We start from the raw sequence: 13,482 nt of genomic DNA on the forward strand, positions 1-13,482 counted from the left end.
GATATTTTTGACTAATATCATTGTCAAAAATAAAAAGATATGTTACAATGTAATCAAGTTAAAGAAATAAGAACTTAGATAGGGAGGAACTATGTGTGCATCGTTAATACTATCTTATTTAATAGCAAAGGAGGAAAGATCAAATTCTACCGTTTTTAGGCTATCTAAGCCAAGTGGTTGAATTTGATAGACAATGGTAAATATGAAGCTAAAAAATCGTTTAAAAGAGCTTCGCGCTCGTGATGGTTTAAACCAAACCGAGCTTGCAAAGCTAGCAGGTATATCGAGGCAGACTATTAGTTTGCTAGAGCGTGATGAGTATACCCCCTCTATTATTATTGCCTTGAAAATCTCTCAGATATTTCATGAGCCAGTAGAGTCGGTATTTCGCTTAGAGGAGGAAGAATCATGAACAAATATAGAGTAATTTATTATCTTTGTATCATTGCCTTTGTAGCAAATGTTTCGATGATGATCGGGACCTTGCTGGGATGGTTTCACATTTTAGACAGTAATTATTTTTTCTGGAGTAGCTTGATTTTTAGTTTAGTATTTGAGCGGATAGAAAAGAAAGTAAAAGAAAGAGAAAAAGTATAAAAGGAGTAAGATTATGAAAGAGTTTTTGGCAGATTTTCAAGTAGATACCGAACACAAAGAAATTGCAGGGGTTTGTGCCGGTATAGCTAATTATTTCAATATAGACCCTCTGATGATTCGTGCACTGGCTTGTTTGCTTTTTCTATCTTCGATAGAAATTAGTCTTCTCACAGTGATAAGTTATGCTTTTTTAGCTGGCTGGATGGGAAATGAATCTCTTGAAGTAGTCATCAAAAAATCAGGGTACAAGATTCTATTTTTCTATCTAGTTGCCATTCTCCTGAATAGTTTTGGTGATCAAGTTTTAACGGCTACTTTTGGGTTTGGGCATGCTCTGGTTCAAGGACTGCTAGGTTTATTTTAGAAAGAAGATAGAAAATGAAAAAGAAACATTTATTACTATTGTTAGGAAGTTTATTGTTGGGTGGTTTAATCGGAATGTTTGGTGTTGCCTTTACGAATCTTCATTTAAACATTTCTCAAGAGCAAGTACAGTTTATTTTGACGACCATCTTTTTCTGTCTGGGAATACTATCGACAATAGTAGCTCTCTATTTTATCATGAATAGTAGGAAAGTTTATGCTAGCTACCTAGCAGAAGAAGATGATGAATTAAACGAGCTAGCTTATATCAAGATGTATCGCTCTCTAGATTATGGGACAGTTGCTTACAATGTTTTGCAAGTTAGTATGCTTTTTAGCTTGCTTACAGTGTTGCCTAGCCACGATTTACCGATATCAGCTTTTCTCTTAGCAGTATTAACCATTCTTGTTGGAAGTTTCTGCATCAAAACAACGAGCAAAATTCGTAATTACCAACTTTCTATTTTAGCCACACCAAAAGAGGTATTAGATTATCTAGAAACCTATGACGAGGGAGAGAAACAAGCGGAAATGGAAGAGGCTTATTTAATCTTGTTCAAACTCAATCAGCTAATCTTACCATCTGTCTATATCATCTTGTTTGCCCTATCCATTATTCTTGGAGAAGTACAGTTAGTTGCTGCCCTTATTACTGCTGTCATCCATCTCTACATCAATATTGCACAATTAAGAAAAACAAAACGTTACTTTAAATAACAGGGATTTCTATGAATCGTGTCGCAAATGTAGGTGACGATGTTGAAAGGAATGAATCAATCAAAATAAATTTCATTCCAAGATAGAGCTAAACATAAAATTCTAAAAAGTTTGTAAAGTAGCTTTAGTAAACGTTCTTTTAAAAGAATGCTAATCATTACAATGAGCACCCTTCGGGGTGTTCTTTTTGTATAACTGAATTTGAAGCAAATAAAAACCCACCCCATCTTCCACAGTCAAATGCGACTGTAGAAAATAGAGTGGGACTAGGATGTTAAGGCTTAGTTGTCGTCTTTGTGAAAGATATTTTTAACGCCCTTGATAGCTCCTTCAACAGCTTCTTTTGCATCTTCAGCAACTTCTTTTGCTTTTGAAGCAACTTTTTCAGCAGTGCCTTCAGCTTCGGTTTTTTTATCGCCGGTTAATTTACCGAATCCTTCTTTAACAGAACCTTTTGCTTGGTTCAATTTTTCTTCTAATGACATAGGGTCACCTCCATGAAGTTGGTCGTTTATTTCTATGAATGCAATACAGTTGATTTAAAAAAATTAAAAATATTCGTCTCAGATTAGAATGAGTATATTCTTTTAAAAATTGAAAGTCAAATTTTTGCTACGGTATTCTGAAAGCAGGATCGATTTTTGATCTGAAGGCAAATCGTGAGCGACTAATAAGTCACGATATTTCGTTTTTACAGCAAAGATTTGAAATGAAAGAAGCAAAAAACTTTTTCTGTCTCCAATGAAATAAATGGTATAATAATCGTGAATGGAAACATCGTAACGCTGTTTTTTGAAAAAGAGAAGATAAATATGAAAAGAATCCTCACAACCTACCCTATTATCAGCACTTTAGCTCTAATCTGTTTGTTGCTTGGTCTATTGACTTCCTTTAATGGGGATGCTATGTATGACCTATTGGCCTTTCATTCGAAGCCGGTCTATGGTTGGCAATATGTCAGTGGGACCCTGATGCACGGTAGTAAAGGAGCCCCTATCTGGTTTTTATGGGTCCATTTGTTGTTAAATGGACTCATGATCCTTCCTTTCGGAGGACTGCTAGAAAGAAAAAGAGGCTTCAGACAAGTCTTGATTGTTTTTGTGACGGCGACAGTCCTTTCTTCCATCGTTTTTCACCTCTTAACCCAGGGGCAAGACATTCAGGCAACAGGGATCTCTGCTGTAGGATACGCCTTTGTAACCGGAGGGATTATGATCCTGCCAAACGTGTGGAAAGAATTTTCACGCACCGTAAAACTGTTTTATCTATTCTTAATTTTTCTATCTGGCCTCATGCTCTTACCAGCAATCACCGGATGGATCTCAACACTATTGCATCTTTCAGGGATTGTGAGTTATCCATTGGTCTTTATCGGAAGTAAAGTCTTGAAGGGGAGAAGCTAACCATTAAGACGGCTACTTAGTGAGGTTTTCATCGTACTTCCTTGACTCTTCCTCTACCAGGCCGTATAATATTCTATATCAATGAAGAAATCACCTTTTGTCATTGTGCAAAGGGTGATTTTATAACGAAAAAAAGGAGACGCAATGGGGTATATCTCTACTATTAAAACGGCTGTTCAGCTCTTTCCTTTCCTGGCATTTTTGCTGACCTTGCCCTACATGATTTTGAATTATCGCAAATATGGTTCGGTCAATAAATTGCGGGTGCTGATTTTCTATTCTTTTATGCTTTACTTGATGACGGTCTATCTCTTGGTGATCTTGCCTCTGCCGGATCCAAGTAAGATTCATACTAGCTACTCGGAAATGGTCAATCTCCATCCCTTTGCTTTTGTGGTGGATTTTTTCAAGGAGAGCCCCTTTGATCTAGCGCAGACTAGTACTTGGATTCAAGCCCTTAAGCATCCGACTTTTTATGTGCCTGCCTTTAATGTCCTGATGTTGATTCCTTTTGGGATGTATCTGCGCTATTATTTCAAGTGTGGTTTTAAGAAAACGATTCTTCTGACAGCCTTCTTTAGTCTCTTTTTGGAGCTGACCCAGTTGTCAGGTCTCTATTTTATGTATCCGGGTCCTTACCGCCTAGCAGATGTCGATGATATTATTCAAAATACCACTGGTGGTGGAGTGGGCTATGTGCTTGGTTGGTTCCTGGTTTGGTTATTGCCGACACGAGACGAAATTGACGAGCATTCTTTCCGAGTAGGAACGAGAGTATCTGGTTTTCGGATGGGTCTTGCCTTCTTGATCGACTTTGTGATGCTATCCTTGCTTTACGCGCTAATCGAGCGTTTAGAGACGATTCCTTATGTAGCGGTTTTGGCTGTCTATTTTGGCTTGATTCCCTTGTGGCGGGGCAAAACCTTGGGAATGGCTTTGTTGAAATTCCGCTTGCATTTTGACAAGCAAAAATGGCTTCGCACCATCTGGCGGGGAATCCTAGTAGTAGGTTATTTCTACTTGATTCCTCAGAGCTTGTTCTATTTGATTTCGCTCTTGAATAGCGATTTGACGGACAATTCCCTCTTAACCCTGTCCATGATTTTATTGCTCTTCTTTATGCTTTTATTGTATCTGATCCTCACCCTTGCCATCATCTTGCTCAATCGTCGCTTTCCCTTTGACCGTTTAGCTGGAGCTGAGTATGAGAGTACGGTGCGCGTGAAGAAAGAGCTCTTAAAGGATGAAAACGAATCATCAAAATAGAGAGAGTGGGACAGAAATCGGTAATTCGTTAGAATTCGAGTTCGTCGTCTCACCTCCGCACAGTTGAGTAGGGCTGTAAAAGCTGATGAAATCAGCGTAGTAGAGCCCACTCAACCACTGCGTCTTGCTCGACAATCCAAAAACAATTGAGAGGCTAGGACTTTTGTCCCAGCCTCTTTATTGTTTTATACACGTAAAAATATACGAACGTTCCCAGTTGAGAAGGGCGATTTTAAGGGGAATGTGCTACAATGGAAGCAAATAGATAGAATGGAGCAGTGAAATGAAAGCAATTATTACAGTCGTTGGTAAAGACCAAAAAGGAATCGTAGCGGGTGTTGCAACGAAAGTAGCAGAATTAGGACTCAATATCGATGATATCTCTCAAACCGTATTGGATGAATACTTTACCATGATGGCGGTCGTATCGTCAGATGAGAAAAAAGATTTCACACAGCTCCGTTCAGAGTTGGAAGAATTCGGTCAGTCTCTTCATGTGAAAATCAATATCCAAAGCGCAGCGATTTTTGATGCCATGCACAATTTGTAAGATAGGGGTTGAGAATTTATGGACATTAAACAGGTAACAGAAACCATTGCCATGATTGAAGAGCAGAACTTCGATGTTCGGACCATCACCATGGGGATTTCGCTTCTCGATTGTATTGATCCGGATATCGAAAAGGCAGCGGAAAAAGTCTACAATAAGATTGTGACAAAGGCCAAAGACTTAGTGGCTGTGGGGGATGAGATTGCGGCAGAACTTGGGATCCCTATCGTAAATAAACGGGTTTCGGTCACTCCGATATCCATTATCGGAGCCGCAACAGATGCGACAGATTATGTACCTTTTGCCAAGGCACTAGATCGTGCGGCCAAAGAAGTTGGGGTCAACTTTATTGGTGGCTTCTCAGCTCTGGTTCAAAAAGGCTACCAAAAAGGGGATGAAATCCTTATCAATTCTATTCCTCGCGCCCTTGCAGAGACTGATTTTGTCTGCTCTTCAGTCAATATCGGATCGACCAAGACAGGGATCAATATGACCGCTGTCCGAGACATGGGCCGTGTTATTAAAGAAGCATCTCAAGCAGATCCAATGGGGCCTGGTAAGCTCGTAGTTTTTGCCAATGCAGTAGAAGATAATCCATTTATGGCAGGAGCCTTCCACGGTGTCGGTGAAGCGGATGTTGTCATTAACGTTGGGGTTTCAGGACCTGGTGTCGTCCAACGGGCGATCGAAAAAGTTCCAGGCGCTAGCTTTGATGTATTGGCTGAAACGGTCAAGAAGACAGCTTTCAAAATCACCCGTGTCGGACAATTAGTTGGTCAAATGGCTAGTGAACGTCTCGGTGTTGAGTTTGGAATTGTTGACTTGTCCCTTGCTCCAACACCAGCTATTGGAGACTCTGTAGCCCGTGTCCTTGAAGCGATGGGGCTTGAAGTGGTAGGAACCCACGGGACAACAGCAGCCCTAGCTCTTCTCAATGACCAAGTGAAAAAAGGTGGAATCATGGCTTGTAACCAAGTCGGTGGTTTGTCAGGTGCTTTTATTCCGGTCTCAGAAGACGAGGGGATGATTGCGGCGGTCCAATCAGGACATATCAACCTAGAAAAATTGGAAGCCATGACCGCTATCTGTTCAGTTGGTCTTGATATGATTGCCATCCCAGCAGATACACCAGCAACAACCATTGCAGCCATGATTGCGGATGAAGCAGCTATCGGGGTCATTAACCAAAAAACGACAGCAGTCCGGATTATTCCTTATGGCGAAGAAGGCGATATGTTAGAGCTCGGAGGGCTTCTTGGATCAGCTCCAGTTATGAAGGTTAACAAAGCTTCCTCAGCTGATTTCATTGCCCGTGGTGGTCAAATTCCAGCTCCGGTTCATAGCTTTAAAAACTAAGAGAAATCTAGTATAATAGAAACAAGAATGGAAAAGTCTGAGATAAGGAAATTCAGACTTTTTTCTTGTAAAAGGAGACAAGATGGCTAAAACAAGATTATTTATTATTCGTCATGGAAAAACAATGTTTAATACAATCGGTCGAGCTCAGGGATGGTCAGATACGCCTTTGACCGCAGAAGGAGAACGAGGGATTCAGGCTCTAGGAATCGGCTTGCGTGAGTCTGGTTTAGAGTTTGCTCGAGCGTATTCTAGTGACTCAGGTCGCGCCATCCAAACCATGGGAATTGTTCTAGACGAATTGGAATTGAAAGACCAAATTCCTTACCGCTTTGATAAACGGATCCGTGAATGGTGCTTTGGAAGCTTTGATGGGGCTTATGGTGGCGAGCTCTTTCATGGTGTTGTCCCACGCGTATTGGACGTTGAAGATTATAAGAAGTTAACACTTGAAGAGTTAGCGAATGGAATTTACCAGGTAGATACTGCAGGTTGGGCAGAGCCTTGGGAGGTTTTGAAAGAACGGATCCTAGAAGGTTTTGAGGCGATCGCAAAAGAAGTAGAGGGTAATGGCGGAGGCAATGCCCTTGTAGTTAGTCATAGTATGACTATTGGAGCTTTGGTTTGTCTGTTGCATCCAGCAACCAAACTGAATCCAGGTGTTCAAAATGGTAGCATAACTCTATTAGAATATGAGAATGGTCAGTTTGAGGTCAAAACTATCGGAGACATCAGCTATCGTGAAGTCGGAGAGAAGATTTTGGAAAAGTAATTACAAATAGTATAAAGTTGCTGGGCTTACTGTTCTGGCTTCTTTTTGTAAGAGCTTTCCTACTTTCTTTTTGCAAAAAATGATATAATGAAAGGGATGCTACGGAGGTAATACAATGACAAAAACCAGATTATATATTGCTCGGCATGGAAAAACCATGTTTAATACCATCGGACGGGCGCAAGGATGGTCAGACACTCCACTGACAGAAGCAGGAGAGCGAGGAATTCGAGAATTAGGTCTCGGTCTCAAGGAAGCAGGTCTTTCTTTTGAAGAGGCTGTTTCGAGTGATTCTGGACGCACCATTCAAACCATGGGAATTATTCTTCGAGAGCTCGGTCTGACAGGAAAAATCCCTTATCGTTATGACAAACGGATCCGTGAATGGTGTTTTGGTAGTTTTGACGGTGCTTATGATGGCGATCTCTTCATGGGGGTTTTACCCCGTGTCTTTAAGGTCGATGATTTCCATCAGTTGAGTTTGATGGAGTTAGCAGAAGGGATCGTTGAAGTGGATACCACTGGTTGGGCTGAATCCTGGGGAACCTTGAGTAGTCGGATCAAAGAAGGATTTGAAGCCATCGCAAAAGAGGTAGAAGCAGCTGGCGGTGGCAATGCTATTGTGGTCAGCCACGGCATGACCATTACGACCTTGATTTATCTCATCGATCCAAAAGCGGTCGAAGAATTGGTCTTGGACAACGGAAGCGTGACGGTTTTGGCTTATGAAGATGGTGCTTTCAGTATTGAAAAGATTGGGGATATGTCCTATCGTAAGGTTGGAGCAAAACTTCTAGAGGGAAACTATGAGTAAAAAATACAAACGGGCACGTAAAAAACGGAAAAAATGGTGGCCTTACCTATTGAGTTTTTTTCTTCTTGTGGTCCTTGGATCAGGAATTGGCGCTTACTTAGCGAAGCCAAGCTTGTTTTCAGGGCTTCAGTTTTGGAAGGCTAAAAAAACAGCTGTAACGACTCCCTCTTCTTCTAAGAAAAAGAAAGAAAAATCAGATTTACCAGCCGTTTCGACAAAAGACTGGCAGTTGATCTTGGTCAATCGTGACAATGTGAAGCCTGAGCTGAAACCACAATTGACAGATGTGGATGCTATCAAAGTGGATAGTCGGATTGTAGAACCGACTCGTCAATTTTTAGAAGCAGCTCGAAAAATTGCCCCAGAAGAAACCTTGATATCAGGCTATCGAAGTGTGGCCGAACAAACCGAGCTCTATAATGAGCGTGTTGCGCAACTAGAGGCTAGCGGTCTTTCGCACGAAGAAGCTGAAAAGCAGGTACAGACTCAGGTGCAGGTCCCTGGTGCTAGTGAGCACCAGACGGGGCTTGCGATTGATATGAGTGTTGAAGCTGGTCAAAGTGATGAGTTGGGCATGCAGCTGGCTGCCATCGCACCGCAATATGGCTTTGTGCTTCGCTACCCAGATGGGAAGAGCAACATCACGGGTGTGAATTTTGAGAATTGGCATTTCCGTTATGTTGGCGTAGAAAATGCCCAGTATATGGCCAACCATCAGCTAGTATTGGAAGAATATATTCAACTATTGAAAAAGGCTGGAAAATAGGAGGGGATTCACTTCTCTAGGTCTTAAGAATGATTTTTAGCACTCTTGAAAAAAGAGTGCTAATTTTTTGGATTTTTCTCTTGACTTTCTTTTGGATGGGTGTATAATAGAATCATGGTTTAGCACTTGAACGTTTAGAGTGCTAAAAATGAAAGAGAGGTGAGGTCATGGTTACAGAACGTCAAAATGAGATTCTTAATCTTGTTGTCGATATCTTTACCAAGACCCACGAACCAGTCGGTTCAAAAGCCCTACAAGATGTGATTCAATCCAGTAGTGCGACTATTCGAAACGACATGGCTGCCCTCGAAAAACAAGGCTTACTAGAAAAGGCCCACACTTCGAGTGGCCGCATGCCTAGCCGAGCTGGTTTTCAATATTTTGTTCAGAACTCGCTTGATCTAGAGTTGATTGATGAGCAAGATGTTTACCAGGTGGTGAAAGCCTTCGATTTCGAAGCCTTTAAGTTAGACGATATCTTGGATGCTACGGCCAAGTTACTAGCCCAGATGACGGGCTACACCGCAGTGATTCAGGATGTTGAGCCGACAAGACAGCGCTTGACTGGTTTTGAGATTGTTCCATTATCCAATCACGATGCCTTAGCGGTTCTAACCTTGGATGAATCAAAGCCCGTCACCGTCCAGTTTGCCATTCCAAAGAATTTCTTAACCAGTGATTTGGAAATCTTCCACCAGCTGGTTCAAGAACGCTTCATTGGAAATACAGTCTTGGATATCCACTACCGCCTGCGGACAGAGATTCCACAGATTGTACAGCGCTATTTCAAGACGACAGACAATGTGCTGGATCTCTTTGATTACGTCTTCTCGCAACTGTTTCAAGAACTGGTCTTTGTAGAAGGAAAGGTTTCATCATTAACCTACGCCGATCTTCAGACCTATCAGTTCTTAGATAATCCCCAACATGTAGCCTTGGAGTTACGAGGGGGAATGCCAGAAGACCAAATGACCCAGATCCTGGTTGCAGAATCCCAAGAGAAGGCCTTGAAAAATGTGACGGTCATTAGTCACAAGTTCCTGGTTCCTTATCGTGGGATGGCCCTCATGCATGTGATCGGTCCTGTAGAGATGGATTACAGGCGTGTGATTAGCCTGGTCAATGTCATCGGCCGAGTACTGGTCATGAAGTTGACGGATTACTACCGTTACCTCAACAGCAACCATTATGAAGTAAATTAAGACCAAATGAAAGGGGTGTATGCCTTGACAGAAGATATCAAAAAAGAAGACGTGAAAGAAGAGGAAGTTGCCCAAACAACTGAAGAAGTTGTAGAGGAGTCCAACCAACCTTCTGAGTTAGAAGAAGCACAAGCGCGTGCCGAGGAATTTGAAAACAAGTACCTTCGTGCTCATGCAGAAATGCAAAACATTCAGCGCCGTGCCAATGAAGAACGTCAACAATTACAAAAATACCGTAGCCAAGATTTGGCAAAAGCGATCTTACCATCACTAGACAACCTCGAACGTGCCCTTGCCGTAGAAGGATTGACAGATGATGTGAAGAAGGGCTTGGAAATGGTCCAAGAAAGTTTGGTACATGCTCTGAAAGAAGAAGGAATTGAAGAAATTCCAGCGGACGGAGCCTTTGACCATAACTACCATATGGCCATCCAAACAGTCCCAGCTGATGACGAACATCCAGCAGACACTATCGCACAAGTCTTCCAAAAAGGCTACAAACTCCATGACCGCATCCTTCGCCCAGCCATGGTAGTAGTATATAACTAGGATACAAAGCCCGTAAAAAGCTCACAGTAAAAATAGGAGATTGACGAAGTGTTCGATGAACATAAGGAAATCTATCTTTTTTACCCAGAGCTTAGGGCGTGTTCAACTAGGCTACCTTGTCCGAAACGACACTAAACTATGAAAGAAAGATTAACATTGGATCGGCTTTGCCAATAGTGAGCGAAGTGAACCAAAGGCGATACTCTTCGCCGTGGCGATATGTTCGCAAACTTTGAGACCTTAGGCTCAAAGTTTAGTCAAAGAGATTGACGAAGTCAAGCTCTGACGGCGTCGCCACTTAAGAAGAGTATCAAAAAGAAAAAAGAAGAAAAAAGAAGAAAAAAGAAGAAAAAACTTAAGGAGAAAAACATATGTCTAAAATTATCGGTATTGACTTAGGTACAACAAACTCAGCAGTAGCAGTTCTTGAAGGAACTGAATCAAAAATTATCGCAAACCCAGAAGGTAACCGCACAACTCCATCTGTTGTGTCATTCAAAAACGGTGAAATCATCGTTGGTGATGCTGCAAAACGTCAAGCAGTCACAAACCCAGATACCATCATCTCTATCAAATCTAAGATGGGGACTTCTGAAAAAGTTTCTGCAAACGGTAAAGAGTACACACCACAAGAAATCTCAGCTATGATTCTTCAATACTTGAAAGGTTATGCTGAAGATTACCTTGGTGAAAAAGTAACCAAAGCTGTTATCACAGTTCCAGCTTACTTCAACGATGCACAACGTCAAGCAACTAAAGACGCTGGTAAAATCGCTGGTCTTGAAGTAGAACGTATTGTCAACGAACCAACTGCAGCAGCTCTTGCTTACGGTTTGGATAAGACTGATAAAGAAGAAAAAATCTTGGTATTCGACCTTGGTGGTGGTACATTCGACGTATCTATCCTTGAATTGGGTGATGGTGTCTTTGATGTATTGGCAACTGCAGGGGATAATAAACTCGGTGGTGACGACTTTGACCAAAAAATCATCGACTACATGGTTGAAGAATTCAAGAAAGAAAATGGTATCGACTTGTCAACAGACAAGATGGCGCTTCAACGTTTGAAAGACGCAGCTGAAAAAGCGAAGAAAGACCTTTCTGGTGTGACTTCAACACAAATCAGCTTGCCATTCATCACTGCAGGCGCTGCTGGACCTCTTCACTTGGAAATGACCTTGACTCGTGCGAAATTCGACGATTTGACTCGTGACCTTGTAGAACGTACGAAAACTCCAGTTCGTCAAGCCCTTTCAGATGCAGGTTTGAGCTTGTCAGATATCGACGAAGTGATCCTTGTCGGTGGTTCAACTCGTATCCCTGCCGTTGTAGAAGCTGTTAAAGCTGAAACTGGTAAAGAACCAAACAAATCAGTGAACCCTGACGAAGTAGTGGCTATGGGTGCTGCGATCCAAGGTGGTGTGATCACTGGTGACGTGAAAGACGTTGTCCTTCTTGACGTAACGCCATTGTCACTTGGTATCGAAACAATGGGTGGAGTCTTCACAAAATTGATCGACCGCAACACTACAATTCCAACTTCTAAATCACAAGTCTTCTCAACTGCAGCAGACAACCAACCAGCCGTTGATATCCACGTTCTTCAAGGGGAACGCCCAATGGCAGCAGATAACAAGACTCTTGGACGCTTCCAATTGACTGATATCCCAGCTGCACCTCGTGGTATCCCACAAATCGAAGTTACATTTGACATCGACAAGAACGGTATCGTATCTGTTAAAGCGAAAGATCTTGGAACTCAAAAAGAACAAACCATTGTTATCCAATCAAACTCAGGTTTGACAGACGAAGAAATCGACCGCATGATGAAAGACGCAGAAGCAAACGCTGAAGCAGATAAGAAACGTAAAGAAGAAGTTGACCTTCGTAACGAAGTAGACCAAGCTATCTTTGCGACTGAAAAGACTATCAAAGAAACTGAAGGCAAAGGCTTTGATGCAGAACGTGACGCAGCTCAAGCAGGACTTGATGATCTTAAGAAAGCTCAAGAATCAGGTAACCTTGAAGAAATGAAAGCGAAACTTGAAGCCTTGAACGAAAAAGCGCAAGCATTGGCTGTTAAACTCTACGAACAAGCTGCAGCAGCGCAACAAGCTCAAGCAGGAGCAGAAGGCGCACAAGCAACAGGAAATGCAGGCGATGACGTCGTAGACGGAGAGTTTACGGAAAAATAAAATAGTCCCGTGGACTATTTTATCCCGAGCTTGAAAATCGGGGAGCGAGGCGTTAATAATGAATACTCACTCTTGTGATTGTCACCCTACGACAATCGCTATGGCGCCTTTCCTAAACGCCTAACTAGTAAATGATAAAAAGAAATCCAGAGGTTGCAACCCAGCCTCTGTTTTTCGGTAAAATAGAGGATGCTGCCTATGAAAAAAGTACTTTGTATCATTTATCCTAATTTTTCTCTTTATGAGATTACTGCTTTAACGAGTACTTTAGCTCTGTCTTTTGATAGTACGATTGATTATGCCGCTTCAGATCATTCGATGGTGGTCTCTGAGGATGGCTTGCCCTGTCAACCAACGAAAACACTAGATCAAATCTGTATAGAAGAGTATTCTTGTGTGATTTTGCCAGGAATGATCAATATAGGGCCTGCTCTACAGGATGAGAAATTGATTTCGTTTTTGAGGGACCTTGGTGAGCAAGATATCTTAATTGCAGCCATTTCTTCAGCGCCTCTTTTATTAGCGAAAGCAGGTCTGTTGAAGGACACGAAATTTACAGGTGGAATTTGGCAAAACTTCTTTGGTTATTTTGAATTTCTTCCACGTGAAAATTTCCAACCCAAACTGGTTGTGCAAGATAAACAAATCATTACGGCTATCGGTTTTGCCCATCAAGAGTTTGCAAGAAAAGTGATTCTAAGCTTAGGCTTGGCAACTAATACAGACAACTATTTTAAAGAACAGAACGAGTATGCTGAAGAGGATTTGATATTTACTTTATCGGACAAAGAGTTTGATCAAGTGAAGCGAAGTATAGAAAACAGCCTCTAAAGATTTACATGAAAATTATAGAAAGGAACAAAGAGTGTTCGTAACTGAACACGGGCTACGGACGGTGCCAAAAAGATAGTTTTTTCTAGGACGCGAGCGTC

16 protein-coding genes are annotated in these 13,482 nt (G+C 41.8%); 15 read left to right on the forward strand and 1 reads right to left on the reverse strand.

The genetic code is table 11. The annotated features are described in order from the left end of the window. Positions 1 to 202: 202 nt before the first annotated feature. Genes HMPREF0833_RS09330 through HMPREF0833_RS09345 form a run of 4 tightly spaced genes read left to right on the forward strand, consistent with a single transcriptional unit; the run spans position 203 to position 1,677 of the window. On the forward strand, positions 203 to 412 hold the full coding sequence (locus HMPREF0833_RS09330) for a helix-turn-helix transcriptional regulator (protein WP_031576108.1): 210 nt from the start codon (positions 203 to 205) through the stop codon (positions 410 to 412). Beyond that, positions 409 to 597, forward strand: a complete 189-nt coding sequence (locus tag HMPREF0833_RS09335; protein WP_013904663.1) for a hypothetical protein — start codon at positions 409 to 411, stop codon at positions 595 to 597. The genes HMPREF0833_RS09330 and HMPREF0833_RS09335 overlap by 4 nt, the downstream gene beginning before the upstream one ends. Positions 598 to 610: 13 nt before the next feature. After that, positions 611 to 961: a PspC domain-containing protein gene (locus HMPREF0833_RS09340; protein ID WP_013904664.1), complete on the forward strand. Its 351-nt coding sequence runs from the start codon at positions 611 to 613 to the stop codon at positions 959 to 961. A gap of 14 nt (positions 962 to 975) precedes the next feature. Then, entirely contained in the window at positions 976 to 1,677 is a 702-nt protein-coding gene (locus tag HMPREF0833_RS09345; RefSeq protein WP_013904665.1) for a DUF3169 family protein, read from the forward strand. Between the two features lie 281 nt (positions 1,678 to 1,958). Here HMPREF0833_RS09345 and HMPREF0833_RS09350 read toward each other — a convergent pair whose 3' ends face one another. Continuing rightward, entirely contained in the window at positions 1,959 to 2,162 is a 204-nt protein-coding gene (locus HMPREF0833_RS09350) for a CsbD family protein (RefSeq protein ID WP_013904666.1), read from the reverse strand. Positions 2,163 to 2,489: 327 nt separating this feature from the next. Here HMPREF0833_RS09350 and HMPREF0833_RS09355 point away from each other — a divergent pair, with 327 nt between their 5' ends. The 11 genes from HMPREF0833_RS09355 to HMPREF0833_RS09405 all read left to right on the forward strand — a co-directional run bounded on the left by HMPREF0833_RS09355 (position 2,490) and on the right by HMPREF0833_RS09405 (position 13,381). Beyond that, a complete protein-coding gene (locus HMPREF0833_RS09355; protein WP_041818443.1) occupies positions 2,490 to 3,080 on the forward strand; it encodes a rhomboid family intramembrane serine protease in 591 nt (196 codons plus the stop codon). A 144-nt stretch (positions 3,081 to 3,224) separates the two neighbouring features. After that, entirely contained in the window at positions 3,225 to 4,346 is a 1,122-nt protein-coding gene (locus HMPREF0833_RS09360; protein WP_013904668.1) for a VanZ family protein, read from the forward strand. Positions 4,347 to 4,629: 283 nt separating this feature from the next. Continuing rightward, the gene (locus HMPREF0833_RS09365; RefSeq protein WP_003004214.1) at positions 4,630 to 4,896 is read left to right on the forward strand and encodes an ACT domain-containing protein; all 267 of its coding nucleotides are present in this window, start codon (positions 4,630 to 4,632) and stop codon (positions 4,894 to 4,896) included. Between the two features lie 18 nt (positions 4,897 to 4,914). Further along, positions 4,915 to 6,252 (forward strand): PFL family protein, encoded by a 1,338-nt coding sequence (locus HMPREF0833_RS09370; RefSeq protein ID WP_013904669.1) that lies wholly within the window; start codon positions 4,915 to 4,917, stop codon positions 6,250 to 6,252. An 82-nt stretch (positions 6,253 to 6,334) separates the two neighbouring features. Next, positions 6,335 to 7,024, forward strand: coding sequence for a histidine phosphatase family protein (locus HMPREF0833_RS09375; protein WP_013904670.1), 690 nt, complete (start codon positions 6,335 to 6,337; stop codon positions 7,022 to 7,024). A 115-nt stretch (positions 7,025 to 7,139) separates the two neighbouring features. Further along, entirely contained in the window at positions 7,140 to 7,838 is a 699-nt protein-coding gene (locus HMPREF0833_RS09380) for a histidine phosphatase family protein (protein WP_013904671.1), read from the forward strand. Beyond that, on the forward strand, positions 7,831 to 8,604 hold the full coding sequence (locus HMPREF0833_RS09385) for a M15 family metallopeptidase (RefSeq protein WP_013904672.1): 774 nt from the start codon (positions 7,831 to 7,833) through the stop codon (positions 8,602 to 8,604). The genes HMPREF0833_RS09380 and HMPREF0833_RS09385 overlap by 8 nt, the downstream gene beginning before the upstream one ends. 167 nt (positions 8,605 to 8,771) lie before the next feature. Next, on the forward strand, positions 8,772 to 9,806 hold the full coding sequence (gene hrcA / locus HMPREF0833_RS09390; RefSeq protein ID WP_003004578.1) for a heat-inducible transcriptional repressor HrcA: 1,035 nt from the start codon (positions 8,772 to 8,774) through the stop codon (positions 9,804 to 9,806). 24 nt (positions 9,807 to 9,830) lie between these two features. Then, positions 9,831 to 10,355, forward strand: coding sequence for a nucleotide exchange factor GrpE (gene grpE, locus HMPREF0833_RS09395; protein ID WP_304364630.1), 525 nt, complete (start codon positions 9,831 to 9,833; stop codon positions 10,353 to 10,355). A gap of 371 nt (positions 10,356 to 10,726) precedes the next feature. Beyond that, on the forward strand, positions 10,727 to 12,550 hold the full coding sequence (gene dnaK / locus HMPREF0833_RS09400; RefSeq protein ID WP_013904674.1) for a molecular chaperone DnaK: 1,824 nt from the start codon (positions 10,727 to 10,729) through the stop codon (positions 12,548 to 12,550). 198 nt (positions 12,551 to 12,748) lie between these two features. After that, the gene (locus tag HMPREF0833_RS09405) at positions 12,749 to 13,381 is read left to right on the forward strand and encodes a DJ-1/PfpI family protein (RefSeq protein ID WP_041818445.1); all 633 of its coding nucleotides are present in this window, start codon (positions 12,749 to 12,751) and stop codon (positions 13,379 to 13,381) included. The last annotated feature ends 101 nt before the right edge of the window (positions 13,382 to 13,482 follow it).

Origin of the sequence: Streptococcus parasanguinis ATCC 15912 (genome assembly GCF_000164675.2) — a bacterium.
Classification (GTDB): domain Bacteria; phylum Bacillota; class Bacilli; order Lactobacillales; family Streptococcaceae; genus Streptococcus; species Streptococcus parasanguinis.